At 66.6% G+C, this 14391-nt stretch carries 15 protein-coding genes; 12 read left to right on the top strand and 3 right to left on the bottom strand.

Annotated elements, in window-relative coordinates:
* The first annotated feature begins 1 nt into the window (after position 1).
* From hypC to B5V46_RS14300, 4 genes are all read left to right on the top strand, one after another.
* Entirely contained in the window at positions 2-292 is a 291-nt protein-coding gene (hypC, locus tag B5V46_RS14315; RefSeq protein WP_080617229.1) for a HypC/HybG/HupF family hydrogenase formation chaperone, read from the top strand.
* Positions 289-1431: a hydrogenase formation protein HypD gene (hypD, locus tag B5V46_RS14310; protein WP_080617228.1), complete on the top strand. Its 1143-nt coding sequence runs from the start codon at positions 289-291 to the stop codon at positions 1429-1431. Before hypC ends, hypD begins: the two co-directional genes overlap by 4 nt.
* Positions 1428-2468 (top strand): hydrogenase expression/formation protein HypE, encoded by a 1041-nt coding sequence (gene hypE, locus B5V46_RS14305; protein WP_080617227.1) that lies wholly within the window; start codon positions 1428-1430, stop codon positions 2466-2468. Before hypD ends, hypE begins: the two co-directional genes overlap by 4 nt.
* Before the next feature lie 62 nt (positions 2469-2530).
* Positions 2531-3106, top strand: a complete 576-nt coding sequence (locus B5V46_RS14300) for a hypothetical protein (RefSeq protein WP_080617226.1) — start codon at positions 2531-2533, stop codon at positions 3104-3106.
* A gap of 438 nt (positions 3107-3544) precedes the next feature.
* Here B5V46_RS14300 and B5V46_RS14290 read toward each other — a convergent pair whose 3' ends face one another.
* Complete coding sequence (locus B5V46_RS14290) at positions 3545-4324, bottom strand: Bax inhibitor-1/YccA family protein (RefSeq protein ID WP_080617224.1); 780 nt, start codon at positions 4322-4324, stop codon at positions 3545-3547.
* Between the two features lie 140 nt (positions 4325-4464).
* Positions 4465-4680, bottom strand: coding sequence for a DUF1127 domain-containing protein (locus tag B5V46_RS14285; RefSeq protein ID WP_080617223.1), 216 nt, complete (start codon positions 4678-4680; stop codon positions 4465-4467).
* Positions 4681-4806: 126 nt separating this feature from the next.
* Between B5V46_RS14285 and B5V46_RS14280 the strand changes: the two genes are divergently transcribed.
* Complete coding sequence (locus B5V46_RS14280; RefSeq protein ID WP_080617222.1) at positions 4807-5658, top strand: LysR family transcriptional regulator; 852 nt, start codon at positions 4807-4809, stop codon at positions 5656-5658.
* A 9-nt stretch (positions 5659-5667) separates the two neighbouring features.
* Here the strand turns inward: B5V46_RS14280 and B5V46_RS14275 are convergent, their stop codons facing one another.
* Positions 5668-6630, bottom strand: a complete 963-nt coding sequence (locus B5V46_RS14275; protein ID WP_080617221.1) for an NADPH:quinone oxidoreductase family protein — start codon at positions 6628-6630, stop codon at positions 5668-5670.
* Positions 6631-6964: 334 nt separating this feature from the next.
* Between B5V46_RS14275 and B5V46_RS14270 the strand changes: the two genes are divergently transcribed.
* From B5V46_RS14270 to B5V46_RS14240, 7 genes are all read left to right on the top strand, one after another.
* On the top strand, positions 6965-7333 hold the full coding sequence (locus B5V46_RS14270) for a helix-turn-helix domain-containing protein (protein WP_080617220.1): 369 nt from the start codon (positions 6965-6967) through the stop codon (positions 7331-7333).
* 86 nt (positions 7334-7419) lie between these two features.
* Complete coding sequence (hisN, locus tag B5V46_RS14265; protein WP_080617219.1) at positions 7420-8217, top strand: histidinol-phosphatase; 798 nt, start codon at positions 7420-7422, stop codon at positions 8215-8217.
* Positions 8218-8220: 3 nt separating this feature from the next.
* The gene (locus B5V46_RS14260; RefSeq protein WP_080617218.1) at positions 8221-9561 is read left to right on the top strand and encodes an 8-oxoguanine deaminase; all 1341 of its coding nucleotides are present in this window, start codon (positions 8221-8223) and stop codon (positions 9559-9561) included.
* Between the two features lie 98 nt (positions 9562-9659).
* The gene (mgtE, locus tag B5V46_RS14255; RefSeq protein WP_080617217.1) at positions 9660-11045 is read left to right on the top strand and encodes a magnesium transporter; all 1386 of its coding nucleotides are present in this window, start codon (positions 9660-9662) and stop codon (positions 11043-11045) included.
* The gene (locus B5V46_RS14250) at positions 11042-11596 is read left to right on the top strand and encodes a 5-formyltetrahydrofolate cyclo-ligase (protein ID WP_080617216.1); all 555 of its coding nucleotides are present in this window, start codon (positions 11042-11044) and stop codon (positions 11594-11596) included. Before mgtE ends, B5V46_RS14250 begins: the two co-directional genes overlap by 4 nt.
* A 42-nt stretch (positions 11597-11638) precedes the next feature.
* Positions 11639-12451, top strand: coding sequence for a TIGR00282 family metallophosphoesterase (locus B5V46_RS14245; RefSeq protein WP_080617215.1), 813 nt, complete (start codon positions 11639-11641; stop codon positions 12449-12451).
* 187 nt (positions 12452-12638) lie between these two features.
* Positions 12639-14387, top strand: coding sequence for an SLC13 family permease (locus B5V46_RS14240; protein WP_369822787.1), 1749 nt, complete (start codon positions 12639-12641; stop codon positions 14385-14387).
* Positions 14388-14391 lie beyond the last annotated feature (4 nt).

Raw genomic sequence — 14391 nt, 5'->3', positions numbered from 1 at the left:
CATGTGTCTGGGAATTCCGGGCCGCATCGTGGCGGTGACCGATGAGCACCGCATGATGGCGCTGGCCGAGGTGTCGGGGGTGCGCCGCGAGGTGAATGTGGCCTGCATCCTCGAGGGGCCGATCGAGGATCTCCTGGGCGAATGGGCGCTCATCCATGTGGGCTTTGCCATGGCCCGGATCGACGCCGATGAGGCCGCGAAGACCCTTCAGGCGCTGCAGGATCTGGGCGAGGCGCAGGAGGCGGCCGAGGCCATGGCCGAGGGCGCGAAGGCGCTGGAGGGGCAGGGATGAAATACGCGACCGAATTCCGCGACCCGAAGGCCGCCCGTGCCGTTCTGGCCCGCATCGCCGGGCTGGCCGATCAGATCGGCGCGACGAAGGCAAGGCCCGTCCACATCATGGAGATCTGCGGCGGCCATACCCATGCGATCTTCCGCTACGGGCTCGACAAGCTGGTGCATGAGGGCATCGAGTTCATCCATGGCCCCGGCTGTCCGGTCTGCGTGCTGCCGATGTCGCGCGTCGACGAATGCGTCGAGATCGCCCGCCGCCCGGGTGTCATCTTCACCACTTTCGGCGATGCGATGCGGGTGCCGGGCACGAAGATGTCGCTGATGCAGGCCAAGGCCGCGGGGGCCGATATCCGCATGGTCTATTCGCCCCTCGATGCGCTGGAACTGGCGCGCCGCAACCCGGAGCGCAAGGTCGTCTTCTTCGGCCTCGGCTTCGAGACGACGACGCCCTCGACCGCGCTGTCGATCCAGCAGGCCGCGCGCGAGGGGCTGGAGAATTTCAGCGTCTTCTGCAACCACATCACCGTGCCCGAGCCGATCAGGGCACTGCTGGACGATCCCCATATGGTGCTCGACGGTTTCGTCGGACCGGGCCATGTCTCGATGGTGATCGGGATCCATCCTTACGATTTCATCGCGCGGGATTACGGCAAGCCCATCGTCGTCGCGGGCTTCGAGCCCCTGGATCTGCTGCAATCGGTGCTGATGGTGCTGATCCAGATCCGCGATGGCCGGGCCGAGGTGGAAAACCAGTATGCCCGCGTGGTGCCCGAGCATGGCAACCCGGTCAGCCTTGCTGCCATCGACGATGTCTATGAAAAGCGGCCCTCCTTCGAATGGCGGGGGCTGGGCGAGATCGACCGCTCCGGGTTGCGGATCCGGGCGAAATACCGCGCCTATGACGCCGAGGAGACATTCGGTATCGGCTATGCCGCGGGCCCGCGGGTCGTGGCCGAGCCCGAGGGCTGTGCCTGCGGACAGGTGATGACCGGCCGGATCAAGCCCACTGGCTGCGCGCAATTCGGAAGCGGCTGCACGCCCGAGATGCCGCTGGGCGCCTTGATGGTCAGCTCCGAAGGGGCCTGCGCGGCCTATTGGCAATATGGCGGCGCCCGCATCTCGGAGGCCGTGGAATGAATGTGCCGAACCGGGCGCGGCTGCGCGACACCCATGTGACGCTGTCCCATGGCGGCGGCGGGCGCGCGATGCGCGATCTGATCGACGAGGTCTTCGCCTCTGCCTTCCGGCCCGACGCGATGGAGGATCAGGCGCGGCTGTCCGATGCCGCGCTGGCCGAGCCGGGCGCGCGGCTCGCGATGACCACTGACGGTTTCGTGGTGACGCCGCTGGAGTTTCCCGGCGGCGATATCGGCAAGCTCGCGATCTGCGGCACGGTCAACGATCTGGCGGTGGGGGGCGCGCGGCCCTTGTGGCTGTCGGCGGCCTTCATCATCGAGGAGGGCACCGAGATTGCCCTGTTGCGCCGGATCGCGGCGACGATGGCGGCCGAGGCCGACGCTGCGGGGGTGCGGATCGTGACCGGCGACACCAAGGTCGTGGGGCGGGGCGCCGCCGACGGGGTGTTCGTCACGACGACCGGTGTGGGCGTGATCCCGCCCGGCCGCGATCTGGCGGCGACGCATATCCGTCCCGGGGACGTGGCCATCGTCAACGGTGTTCTCGGCGATCACGGTGCCACGATCCTGGCCGCGCGGGGCGATCTGGCGCTGTCGACCGATATCCGGTCTGATTGTCAGGCGCTGGGCCATCTGATGGAGGCGGTGATCGCGGCCGCCCCGGGGACCCGTGCCGCGCGCGATGCGACGCGGGGCGGGCTGGCCTCGGCGCTGAACGAGATGGCCGAGGCGGCGGGCGTGGGCGTCGGGATCGAGGAGGAGGCGCTGCCTTTGCGCGACGAGGTCAAGGGCATGTGCGAGATCCTGGGGCTCGATCCGCTTTACCTTGCGAATGAGGGGACGCTTGTCCTGTTCGTGCCCGAGGCCGAGGCCGAGGCGGCCCTTGCCGCGATGCGGGACCGGCCCGAGGGCCGGGGCGCCGTCATTGTCGGCCGGGCGACCGGCGACCATCCCGGCCAGGTCCGGATGCGCACCGCCTTCGGCGGGGCGCGCATCGTCGACATGCTGGTGGGCGAGCAGCTGCCGCGCATCTGCTGACCGGAGGGATTGGTTTGAGCGGTACATGGACTTCATTGGGGCCAAGCGTCGCTGCTGACGTGATGTCGACGCTTGGGGTCCCGGGCGGCAATTCATTCTCGGCTCTTTGCGAAAAGGCATTGCAGAGGCGAAGGGAGGAGGCGAGCAGGATTCTTCTTGATGAGATCAAAAGAGGAAATGTCCACTTCGTCCCACAGGATGTGGACCCCGTCGTTGAGATGATCTTGAGATACGGAAGGGCTGTCGAGCAAGGGACGGCCCGGCGCAATCTGCGGGCCTTGGCGGCGCTTATCGTCGACCTGAAGCAGCGCGATGCGCTTCATGCGGAAGAGTTCCATCGCTGGGCCGGTGTATTGTCGGACCTGACTCGCGACGAGCTCTTTGCGGTGGCTCTGGGCTACAGGATTTCCATTGAGGAGCCGCAACACGACCCTAATGAAAAATTCTGGCCGCGTTTCGAGGCAGAGATGAAGGCGCAGGGCATTGTAGCTGGCGAAATAGCGGCGGTATCGTCGGCGCTGGCGCGGTTCGGACTTTTGCTTCCCAAGTCGGCATGGGGCGGGATAGTTTACGTACCAAGCCCGAGGTTGAGAGAGCTTGGATTCCTTGCGCAGATGGAGCCGATGGGCGTGTCCTAAACCTCTGCCGCGATGTGGTCGGCTGTAGGCCTTGCATCGCTGCAACCCGCCGACCTAGACACGCCGCGCCCGTGCTTTCGGAGGCAGGGCCTTACGGCCCCGACCTGAGACCCGCTCCGGAAGACGTCGAACAGCACCCCTTCGGCTGTTTCGGCAAAGGCGGTATCCCAATCCCTGGCAAAGACCCTGAGCGTCGCGAGACAGGCACTGGTCCTCTCTGCGAGGGCTCTGCGCGCGCGCCCGGCGCGTCGGTCGAACAGGGGTCGCATCGGTCGTCCTCCCTTCTTCGAGACTCAATCCTTACTATTTTTATCAACTAATATTGCCCGCCGCGCAATCCCCTTTGGTTTTGCCGCGCGCAGTGGCTGCGGCGCATGAAAAAACCCGCCGGACGCTGGGTCCGGCGGGTCTGGAAAGATCGGGTCCTGATGCGGCAGGTTACTCGCGGTTGCCGAGGAACTGCAGCAGGAACATGAACAGGTTGATGAAGTCGAGATAGAGGCTCAGCGCGCCCATGATCGCCGACTTGCCCAGCCACTCGCTGTCCATCGCCTGGGCATGCTGAAGATAGTCGGTCTTGATCCGCTGGGTGTCATAGGCGGTCAGACCGGCGAAGATCAGGATGCCGAGGGCCGACACCGCGAACATGATCGCGGGCGAGGCCAGGAAGATGTTGACGATCGAGGCCACCACGAGGCCGATCACGCCCATGATCAGGAACGAGCCCCAGCCCGAGATGTCCTTCTTGGTGGTGTAGCCCCAGAGCGACAGCCCCGCGAAGGCGATCGCGGTCACGAGGAAGGTCTGGACGATCGAGATGCCGGTAAAGACCAGGAAGATCGAGCTGATCGACAGGCCCATCACCGCGGCGAAGGCATAGAACACCACCTGCGCGGTCGCGGCCGACATCCGGTTGATGCCCGCCGAGAAGCCGAAGACGAACAGCAGCGGCGCGAACATGATCAGCCATTTCAGCGGCGAGGCATAAAGCGCCTGGCCGAGCCCGGTCAGGTACTTGTCGGCGCCGATCTGCGCGACGGCGCCGGACGGATCGCTGGTCACCGCCAGCCCGGAAATCGCCCAGGCGGCAAGAGCGGTGATCAGCATGCCCACGGACATGGTGCCGTAGACCTTGTTCATATGGGCGCGAAGACCCTCGTCGATCTGCGCGGTGCGAACGCCCGCCGCTCCGGCGCGGATCGTGTTGTAGTCAGCCATTGGCAGCCTCCTCATTGGTCCAATACCAGCGGTCAAGCGCGAAAGCCCCGCCATTGCCGGGGTATATCGGCAGGGACGGGGCCCATTTCAAGCCTCCAAGAGGCAAAGGCGGGCCATTGATCGGCGGTTTCGCGCGAGTTTCAGCGCAGCCAGCTTTGCGGCACGTCCCAGGCCGAACGGCGGGCCTCGGCGCGCGCCTGTTCGGCGGTCAGGCCGATGTCGCGCAGCTGCCTGTCGTCGAGTTCGATCAATTGACGGCGCTGGCGCATGACGCTGAGCCCAAGGAAAATTCTCTTCGCGAGGCCGACCCGGCCGACGTCGCGGGCCGCGCGGATATTCGTGCTGACTTGCGTCATGGGGAAACCCTTCAGTAACGCTGATGAGAAAACATCCTCTCATCATCCTGCTTGATGTTTGTGCCTCACTGTGTTCCATTCTTCAAACGAATGATTGTTATGTCTTTAATCAAGGATTGTGATGGGATGCGTAATCTCGACATGACCGCGCTGCGTTCCTTCGTTGCGGTCTCGGATGCCGGAGGCGTGACGCGGGCCGCGGGGTTTCTCAACCTCACGCAATCGGCGGTGTCGATGCAGATCAAGCGGCTTGAGGAGGCGCTCGATCAGCAATTGCTCGACCGCAGCGAGCGCAAGGTCAAGCTGACCGGCGCCGGCGAACAATTGCTGAGCTATGCCCGGCGCATCCTCAGTCTCAACGACGACGTCTATGCCCGGCTGACGGCGCAGGAATACGAGGGCGAGGTGGTGGTGGGGGTGCCCCATGACATCGTCTATCCGGCGATCCCGGTGGTGCTGAATCGCTTTGCCCGCGACTTTCCGAGGGTCAAGGTGCAGCTGATCTCGTCCTACACGATGCGGCTGCGCGAAATGTTCCGGCGCGGCGATGTCGACATCATCCTGACCACCGAGGACCGCTGCGGCAAGACCGGCGAGACGCTGACCGAACTGCCGCTGGTCTGGGTCGGCGCCATCGGCGGCAGCGCCTGGAAACAGCGCCCGCTGCGGCTGGCCTATGAACATACCTGCATCTTCCGCAAGGGCGTGCAGGCGGCGCTCGACCAGGCGGGCATTCCCTGGGTGATGACCGTCGACAGCGATTCGAGCCGGACGGTCGAGGCCAGCGTCAGTGCCGATCTCGCGGTCTATACCTCGGTCGACGGCGCGCTGCCGCCCTATGTCGAATGCATCCAGCATGGCGGCGCATTGCCGGATCTGATGACCACGCAGATCAACCTTTACGTCTCCGACCTTGCCGACGGGCCGGTGATCGGGGCGCTGGCCGAGTTGATCCGTCAGGCCTATCGCGCGCCCTGAGGAGGTCCGTCAGTCCATCGCGATCACGACCTTGCCGGTTGCCTTGCGCTGGCGCAGCAGCTCCAGCCCCTCGGCCGCGCGATCGAGCGGAAGCACATGGCTGACATGGGGGTGAAGCCGGCCTTCGGCATGCCAGCGGAACAGCGTTGCCAGGCTGTCGGTCAGGATCCCGGGGCGGAAGCTGAGATAGCCGCCCCAGTAAAGCCCGATCACCGAGAGGTTCTTGACCAGCAGGTGGTTGGCCTTGATCTGCGGCACCTCGCCCGAGGCGAAGCCGATGGACAGCAGGCGTCCGTCGGGGTTGCAGGCGCGCATCGCTGCGGCGAAAAGCGGGCCCCCGACCGGGTCATAGACGACATCGGCGCCGCCGAGCGCCAGGACCGCCGCGCGCAGATCGTCCCGGTCGCTGTCGATCAGGTGGTCGGCGCCCGCGGCGCGCGCGACCTCCAGCCGGTCGGCTCCGCGCGCGCAGGCGATCACGGTCGCGCCCATTGCCTTGCCGATCTCGACCGCGGTCAGCCCGACCCCGCCTGCGGCGCCGGTGACCAGCAGCGTCTCACCCGGCGCGAGCCGCGCCTTGTGCGAGAGGGCCACATGCGATGTGCCATAGGCGATCTGAAAGCCCGCGGCCTCGACGAAGCTCATGCCCTCGGGCAAAGGCAGGCAGCGTGCGGCGGGAAAGCAGCCGGCCTCGGCCAGTCCGCCCGCCCCGGCGAAGACCGCAATCCGTGTTCCGGCAAGCCCCGGGTCGACGCCCTCGCCCAGCGCCTCGACGGTTCCGGCCAGTTCCATGCCCAGCGTTGCGGGCAGGGCCGGGCGTTCCTGGTAGCGGCCCTCGATGGTGAGCAGATCGGCGAAGTTGAGCCCGCAGGCGGCGATCCGCACCCGCACCTCGCCGGCGGCCGGGGCCGGGCAGGGCGCTTCGGTCAGGCGCGGCGGCTCGCCGATCCGCTCGAGTTGGAAAAGGCGCATCGACCCCTCGTGAAATGATGTAGACTGACAGGATCGGCAGCTTAACGGGAGGACGATGCCGAGACCAGAGATCCGAGGCTTCGCAAATTGCGAAGTCTACCTGTCCAAAGGTTATGTGCAAAATGCAAAGTAACCCTTCCAGATTCGCGACATGCAACCAATAGGCGAGCGTGAGTCGCGGCACTTAACCAATTTCGTGCGTTGGTCGACCAAGTGGACAAATTTTAATTTCTTTACTTCTTATGTATTTGTTAGGTATGCGGTCGCCCCTTTGGGGAAGCTTGGCGGTTTGGCACAGAACTTGCTATATGTTCTGCGGTAGAGGAGTTCACCGATGAAACACCCCGTAGATGTCCATGTGGGCAAACGTATCCGCCACCGCCGCTGGATGGTGGGCATGACCCAGCAACAGCTTGCCGAGCGCGTGGGGATCAAGTTCCAGCAGATCCAGAAATACGAAACCGGCATGAACCGGGTCAGCGCCTCCCGCCTTTGGGATATCGCCGATGCGCTCGAAGTCCCGGTGAGCTTCTTCTTCGAAGGGCTCGATGGTCGCAGCGCCGAACAGTCGACGAGCGGCATGCCCGACGATCTGCTGTCGGACAAGGAGGCGCTGGAACTGGTGCGCTCCTACTATGCCATTCCCGAGAACCAGCGGCGGCGGCTCTTCGAACTGGCGCGCGTGTTGAGCGACGTGGCCTGAACCCGGTGCTTGACGGACGAGCTTTGCGAGGCTAGCGCCCGAGGCAGGCGCAGCCGCGCCCCGTCCGCAAGTTTACCGGAGGCCGGATGACCGATTCCGACGCCCAAATTCTGATCGAGACCGCCCATGCGCTGGCCGATGCCGCGCGTGATGCAACCTTGGCGTATTTCCGCAGTGCGACCCTCGGGGTCGAGAACAAGGCCGGGCAGGGGTTCGACCCGGTCACCCGTGGCGACCGGGCCTGCGAGGCCGCGATGCGCGCCATTCTCGCCGAGCGCCGTCCCGAGGACGGTATCCTTGGCGAGGAGATGGACAATGTTCCGTCCCGGAGCGGGTTGACCTGGGTGCTCGACCCGATTGACGGGACCCGTGCCTTCATGTGCGGCGCACCCACCTGGGGGGTTCTGATCGCGCTTGCCGATGCGACCGGCCCGATCCTGGGCGTCATCGACCAGCCCTATATCGGAGAACGTTTCCTCGGCGGTTTCGGCCGGGCCGAGTTCACCGGCCCGCATGGTGGTCGCGCGCTTGCCACAGCCGCGCCGCGGCCATTGTCCGAGGCCTCGGTCTTTTCGACTTTCCCCGAAGTCGGCAGCCCCGAGGAGGGCCGCGCCTTCGCCGCTCTGGCCGGTCAGGCACGGCTGGTGCGCTACGGGATGGATTGTTATGCCTATGCCCTGGTAGCGATGGGGCATGTCGATCTCGTGGTCGAGGCCGGGTTGCATCCCTATGATATCCAGGCTCCGATCGCGGTGATCGAGGCGGCGGGCGGCATCGTGACTGACTGGCAGGGCGGTCCGGCCCATGGCGGCGGCCGGGTGATCGCGGCCGCCAATCCCCGCATTCATGCCGAGGCGCTGGCGATCCTGTCGGCGGCGGCCTGACCCATGGGGCATGCGCTGATCCGGGGCGCCGAGCTGATCGTTACAATGGATGAGGACCGGCGCGAGCTGGCCGGGGCCGACCTGCGGTTGCGGGATGGCTGCGTGGCCGAGATCGGCCACGGCCTCGCGCCCGAGGGGGCCGAGATCGTTCTGGCCGAGGGCTGCCTGGTCACGCCGGGGCTCGTCAATACCCATCATCACCTGTCGCAATGCCTGACCCGGGCGGTGCCGGGGGCGCAGGACGCGTTGCTGTTCGGCTGGCTGAGAACGCTTTACCCGATCTGGTCGCGCTTCGGTCCCGAGGAGTTCCGGGTTTCGGCGCTGGTCGGCCTGTCCGAACTGGCGCTGTCGGGCTGCACCATGAGTTCCGATCATCAGTATCTCTACCCGAACGGTGCACGGCTCGACGATACCATCGCCGCGGCGCGCGAGGTGGGGCTGCGCTTTCATGCCACCCGCGGTGCCATGAGCATCGGCGAGTCGAAGGGGGGCTTGCCGCCCGACGGGCTGGTCGAGGCCGAGCCGATGATCCTCGAGGATTGCATCCGGGTGATCGACGCCTTTCACGATCCCGATCCGGGCGCCATGATCCGGGTTGGCATCGCCCCCTGCTCGCCTTTCACGGTCAGCCCCGAGCTGATGCGCGACGCGGCGCTTCTGGCGCGGGACAAGGGGGTGCGCCTTCACACGCATCTCGCTGAAAACGATGAGGATATCGCTTATTCGCTGGAGCGGTTCGGCTGCCGCCCGGGGCAATATGCCGAGGATCTGGGATGGACCGGCGACGATGTCTGGCACGCGCATTGCGTGAAGCTCGATGCGCGGGAGATTTCACTTTTCGCACAATCGGGGACCGGGGTTGCGCATTGCCCCTGTTCCAATTGCCGGCTCGGCTCCGGTATCGCCCCGGTGCGGGCGATGCGCGATGCCGGGGTGCGGGTGGGGCTTGGTGTCGACGGCTCGGCCAGCAATGACGGCGGCAGCCTGATCGGTGAGGCGCGCCAGGCGATGCTGTTGCAGCGGGTGGTGCAGGGCGCCGATGCGATGAGCGCGCGCGAGGCGCTCGAGATCGCAACCCGGGGGGGCGCCGATGTGCTGGGGCGTCCCGATTGCGGCCGACTGGCCGTGGGCAAGCGTGCGGATCTGGCGATCTGGGACATGTCGGGGATCGAGGCGGCCGGGCTCTGGGACCGGGCCGCGATCCTGCTGGCGGGGCCGAGCCGGGTGCGCGATCTCTTCGTCGAGGGGCGGCAGGTGGTGCGCGACGGCTGCATAATCACCCATGATCTCGGCAGGGCGGTTGCAGCACAGACCCGGATCGCGCGGCGTCTGGCCGGGCTTTAGCCCGCGCGGACCGCATCCGGTCTTCGCGGGCCGCATCCGCGCTTGTTGGCTGCGACAGGCAATGGTTATGCTGCCGGGGAGGCAGCGGGAAGGGGTGCATGGAAGACGAGGTCATCGACAGGACGGAGCCCGAGGAAGAGGGTTACGGTCTCGACAACCGGACGGTGGCCGCGATCCGCCTGGCCGTGGCTGCGGGCGACCGGGCGCGTCTCGGCGAATTGCTCGAGCCGCTGCACCCGGCCGACATCGCCGACCTTCTTGAACAGGTCGACAGCGGGCACCGGCGCGAGATCCTGCTGCTGGGCTCGGGCTTCTTCGATGGCGAGGTCCTGTCCGAACTCGATGAAAGCCTGCGCGAGGAGGTCATCGCCTTCCTCCCGCGGGAGGTTCTGTCCGAGGCCGTCCGCGAGCTCGAATCCGACGACGTGGTCGATCTTCTCGAGGATCTCGATGCGCCGCAGCAGGCGGTCATCCTGAATGCGCTGGAGGATGCCGACCGGCTGGCCGTCGAGCAGGCGCTGACCTATCCGGAATATTCGGCCGGTCGTCTGATGCAGCGCAAGGTGGTGCGCGCGCCCGAACACTGGACCGTGGGCGAGACCATCGACCACCTGCGTGCCCAGAAGGATGTGCTGCCCGACCAGTTCTACCATGTGATCGTGGTCGATCCGGGCATCCGGCCGGTGGGCTATGTCACGCTCGGCAAGCTTCTGGCCTCGCGTCGCTCGGTCCGGCTGAGCGAGCTTTACGAGGAAAGCTTCCGGCCCATTCCCGCGACCCAGGAGGAATCCGAGGTCGCCTATGCCTTCAACCAGTATCACTTGATCTCGGCGCCGGTGGTCGACGATGCCGGGCGCCTGGTCGGGATCATCACCATCGACGATGCCATGGCGGTGCTCGACGAGGAACATGAGGAAGACATCCTGCGGCTGGCCGGGGTCGGCGACAGCAGCCTCAACGACCGGGTGATCGAGACCAGTCGCCAGCGTGTGCCCTGGCTGCTGGTCAATCTCTGCACCGCGATGGTGTCGGCGCTGGTGATCTCGCAATTCGAGGCCGCGATCACGCAGATTGTCGCGCTGGCCGTGCTGATGCCCGTGGTCGCCTCGATGGGCGGCAATGCCGGAACCCAGGCGCTGACCGTGGCGGTCCGCGCGCTGGCCACGAAGGACCTCACCGTCTCGAACGTCTGGCGCGTGGTCCGGCGCGAGGCGGCGGTGGGGGTCATCAACGGTTTGCTCTTCGCCCTGCTGATGGGGATCGTGGGGGTTGTCTGGTTCGGTTCGGGTGCGCTGGCGCTGGTGATCGCGGCGGCGATGATCATCAATCTCGGGGTTGCGGCGCTGGCAGGCATTCTGGTGCCGGTGATGCTCGACCGTTTCGGGATCGACCCGGCGCTGGCCTCGGGGACCTTCGTGACAACGGTGACCGATGTCGTGGGCTTTTTCGCCTTTCTCGGCCTCGCCTCGATGGTGCTTTTGTGATCGCCGAGGCGAAGGCCACGCTGCGGAGCGAGGCACAGGCGCGGCGGGCCGCGGCGCATGATCCCGACCGCGGCGCGGCGGCGCTTTCGCGGCTCGACACGCTTCTGGCGCCGCATCGGGGCCGTCCGGCCGCGGGCTATCTGCCGATCCGGACCGAGCTCGATCCGCGCTCGGCAATGGCCGGTCTGGCTGCTGCGGGGCCGGTCGGCGTGCCGGTGATCGAGAGCAGGGGCCGGCCGCTCGGCTTTCGGCTCTGGGCACCTGACTGCGTCCTGGAGGCGGGGCCCTTCGGCGTGGCGGTTCCGGCCGGGGCGCGACCGATGGTCCCGGAGGTGCTGATCGTGCCGCTTCTGGCCTTCGACCGGCGCGGCATCCGGCTGGGCTATGGCGGCGGTTTCTACGACCGGACGCTTGCGATGCTGCGCGCCCGTGGGCCCGTTCTTGCGGTCGGTCTGGCCTATGCGGCACAGGAAATGTCCGATCTGCCGGCCGAGCCGACCGATCTGCCGCTGGATGCGATCGTTACCGAGACGGAAGTCATCCTGCCCTAAGAGGCTTGCGCGCGCCGCCGCTCCGTCCTAGGCGTGACGGTCATGAAATTGCTGTTTCTCGGAGATGTGATGGGCCGCTCTGGCCGGTCGGCCGTGGCCGACCGCCTTCCGGCTCTGCGCGAGGCCTGGGGCCTCGATTTCGTGGTGGTCAATGGCGAGAACGCCTCTTCGGGCGCGGGGCTCACACCCGCCCATGCCAGAGGTCTGCTCGAGGCCGGGGCCGATTGCGTGACGCTCGGCGATCATGCCTTCGACCAGAAGGACATGCTGGGCTTCATCGAGCAAGAGCCGCGTGTCCTGCGGCCGCTGAACTTCGCAAAGGGCGCGCCGGGCAAGGGCGCGCGGCTGTTCAATGCCAGGGGCGGGCGCAAGGTGCTGGTGGCTCAGATCCTGGGCCAGGTCTTCATGAAGCGGCCCTTCGACGACCCGTTCTCGGCCATCGAGACCGTTCTGAAGGCGCATCCTCTGGGCGGGCTTGCCCAGGCTGCGGTGGTCGATGTGCATTGCGAGGCGACCTCCGAGAAGATGGCGCTGGGCCATTATTGCGACGGCCGCGCCAGCCTTGTCGTCGGCACCCATACCCATGTGCCGACGGGCGACGCCCAGATCCTGCCCGACGGCACCGCCTATCTGACCGATGCCGGCATGTGCGGCGATTACAATTCGGTCATCGGCATGGACCGGGCCGAGCCGATGCGCCGTTTCGTTACCGGCATGTCCAAGGGCCGCTTCACCCCCGCCATGGGCGAGGCGACGCTGTCGGGCGTCTATGTCGAGACCGACGACCGCACCGGCCGTGCCACGCGCGTGCGCATGATCCGCCAGGGCGGACGGCTGGAGCAGGCCGCGCCGTGACCGCGGCCCCCCCCGGGGGCCGGTCTTTCCAATGACGGCGCGCGGCCGGGAGGTGTGATCCGCCCCGGCCAGCCAGACCATTTTCGACCCGGCCGGGAGGCTTGCCGCGGCCCGGCCGGGCACAGATATTTGTCTCGAAGCCAGTGAAGGGCCGTCGATGATTCCGATTTCGCTCCCCCCCACCGGCATGGCGCTGCTGGCGCTGGCGGTCGTGGTCGCGATGTTCGTGGCCTTCGTGCGCGAGCGTTATCCGGCCGAGGTGATCGCGATCTGCGGCGCCGCGGTGATGCTGGTGCTGGGCATCCTGCCCTATGAGGACGCGTTGCGGGTCTTGTCGAACCCCGCGCCCTGGACCATCGCCGCGATGTTCCTGGTGATGGGGGCTCTGGTCAGGACCGGCGCGCTTGACTGGGTGATCCATGCCGCCGAGCGCGGCGGCAGGCAAAAGCCCAGGCGGGCCATTGCCACGCTGATGGCCTTCGTGGTGATTTCATCCGCCTTCGTCTCGAATACGCCGGTCGTGGTGGTGATGCTGCCGGTCTTCGTGCAGCTCGCGCGCAGCCTCGGGGTCTCGGCCTCGAAGCTTCTGATCCCGCTCAGCTATGCCGCGATCCTCGGCGGCACGCTGACGCTGATCGGCACCTCGACCAACCTGCTGGTCGACGGTGTCGCCCGGACCCAGGGGCTCGAGCCCTTCTCGATTTTCGAGGTCACGCCGCTGGCGGTGGTGCTGATCCTCTGGGGCATGATCTATCTGCGTCTCTTCGGGCCGCGGCTTCTGCCCGCCCGCGACAGCATGGCCGACCTGCTGTCGGACAAGTCGAAGATGAAGTTCTTCACCGAGGCGGTGATCCCGCCCGACAGCAACATGATCGGCCGCGAGGTCACGGGGGTACAGCTTTTCAAGCGCGAGGGCGTCCGGCTGATCGACGTGATCCGGGGCGACGTCTCGCTCCGGCGCGATCTCAAGGGGGTGACGCTGCAGGTCGGCGACCGGGTGGTGCTGCGGACCCAGGTGACCGAACTCCTGTCGCTCCAGCGCAACAAGTCGCTCAGGAGGGTCGACCAGTTGTCGGCGGTCGAGACCTCGACGGTCGAGGTGCTGATCTCGCCCGGTTGCAAGATGATCGGGCAGACACTTGGCTCGCTCCGGCTCCGGCGAAAATACGGGCTCTATGTGCTGGCTGCGCATCGCCGGAACCAGAATATCGGGCGCCAGCTCGACGATCTGGTGGTGCGTGTCGGCGACACGCTGCTGCTGGAGGGCGCGCCCGGCGACATCAAGCGGCTGGCCGCCGATATGGGGCTGGTCGATATCACCCATCCCTCGGGCCGCGCCTATCGCCGGACCCAGGCACCCATCGCCATAGGTGCGCTGGTGGCCATCGTGGCGCTGGCAGGGCTGGGCGTCGCACCGATCCTGTTGCTGGCGGTGGCGGCGGTGGCGCTGGTTCTGGCGACCCGCTGCATCGATGCCGAAGAGGCCTTCACCTTCGTCGAGGGGCGGCTGCTGGCGCTCATCTTCGCGATGCTGGCGGTCGGTGCGGCACTCGAGGCCTCGGGCGCGGTCAAGCTGATCGTCGACGGGCTCGCGCCCTATCTTGGCCAGCTTCCGCCCTTCTTCGTGGTCTGGGCGATGTATCTTCTGACCTCGGTTCTGACCGAACTGGTCTCGAACAATGCGGTCGCGGTCGTGGTGACCCCGATCGCGGTGGGGCTGGGCCATGCGCTGGGCGTCGATCCGCGGCCGCTGGTGGTTGCGGTGATGATCGCGGCCTCGGCCAGCTTCGCGACGCCGATCGGCTATCAGACCAACATGATGGTCTATGGCCCGGGCGGGTATCGCTTTACCGATTTCCTGCGGGTGGGCATTCCGCTGAATCTGACCATGGGGCTGCTGTCCTCGGCGCTGATCCCGCTTCTCTGGCCGCTATAGCCGG

This window comes from Rhodovulum sp. MB263, assembly GCF_002073975.1.
Taxonomy (GTDB): Bacteria; Pseudomonadota; Alphaproteobacteria; order Rhodobacterales; family Rhodobacteraceae; genus Rhodovulum.
This window is presented reverse-complemented; position numbering and strand designations above follow the sequence as displayed.

Coding starts and splice junctions, on each gene's coding strand:
- B5V46_RS14245 (WP_080617215.1), top strand. CDS start 11,639: ATGAAATTGCTGTTTCTCGGAGATGTGATGGGCCGCTCTGGCCGGTCG.
- hypC (WP_080617229.1), top strand. CDS start 2: ATGTGTCTGGGAATTCCGGGCCGCATCGTGGCGGTGACCGATGAGCAC.
- hisN (WP_080617219.1), top strand. CDS start 7,420: ATGACCGATTCCGACGCCCAAATTCTGATCGAGACCGCCCATGCGCTG.
- B5V46_RS14285 (WP_080617223.1), bottom strand. CDS start 4,680: ATGACGCAAGTCAGCACGAATATCCGCGCGGCCCGCGACGTCGGCCGG.
- mgtE (WP_080617217.1), top strand. CDS start 9,660: ATGGAAGACGAGGTCATCGACAGGACGGAGCCCGAGGAAGAGGGTTAC.
- B5V46_RS14270 (WP_080617220.1), top strand. CDS start 6,965: ATGAAACACCCCGTAGATGTCCATGTGGGCAAACGTATCCGCCACCGC.
- B5V46_RS14300 (WP_080617226.1), top strand. CDS start 2,531: ATGTCGACGCTTGGGGTCCCGGGCGGCAATTCATTCTCGGCTCTTTGC.
- B5V46_RS14290 (WP_080617224.1), bottom strand. CDS start 4,324: ATGGCTGACTACAACACGATCCGCGCCGGAGCGGCGGGCGTTCGCACC.
- B5V46_RS14240 (WP_369822787.1), top strand. CDS start 12,639: ATGGCGCTGCTGGCGCTGGCGGTCGTGGTCGCGATGTTCGTGGCCTTC.
- B5V46_RS14280 (WP_080617222.1), top strand. CDS start 4,807: ATGCGTAATCTCGACATGACCGCGCTGCGTTCCTTCGTTGCGGTCTCG.
- B5V46_RS14260 (WP_080617218.1), top strand. CDS start 8,221: ATGGGGCATGCGCTGATCCGGGGCGCCGAGCTGATCGTTACAATGGAT.
- hypE (WP_080617227.1), top strand. CDS start 1,428: ATGAATGTGCCGAACCGGGCGCGGCTGCGCGACACCCATGTGACGCTG.
- B5V46_RS14275 (WP_080617221.1), bottom strand. CDS start 6,630: ATGCGCCTTTTCCAACTCGAGCGGATCGGCGAGCCGCCGCGCCTGACC.
- hypD (WP_080617228.1), top strand. CDS start 289: ATGAAATACGCGACCGAATTCCGCGACCCGAAGGCCGCCCGTGCCGTT.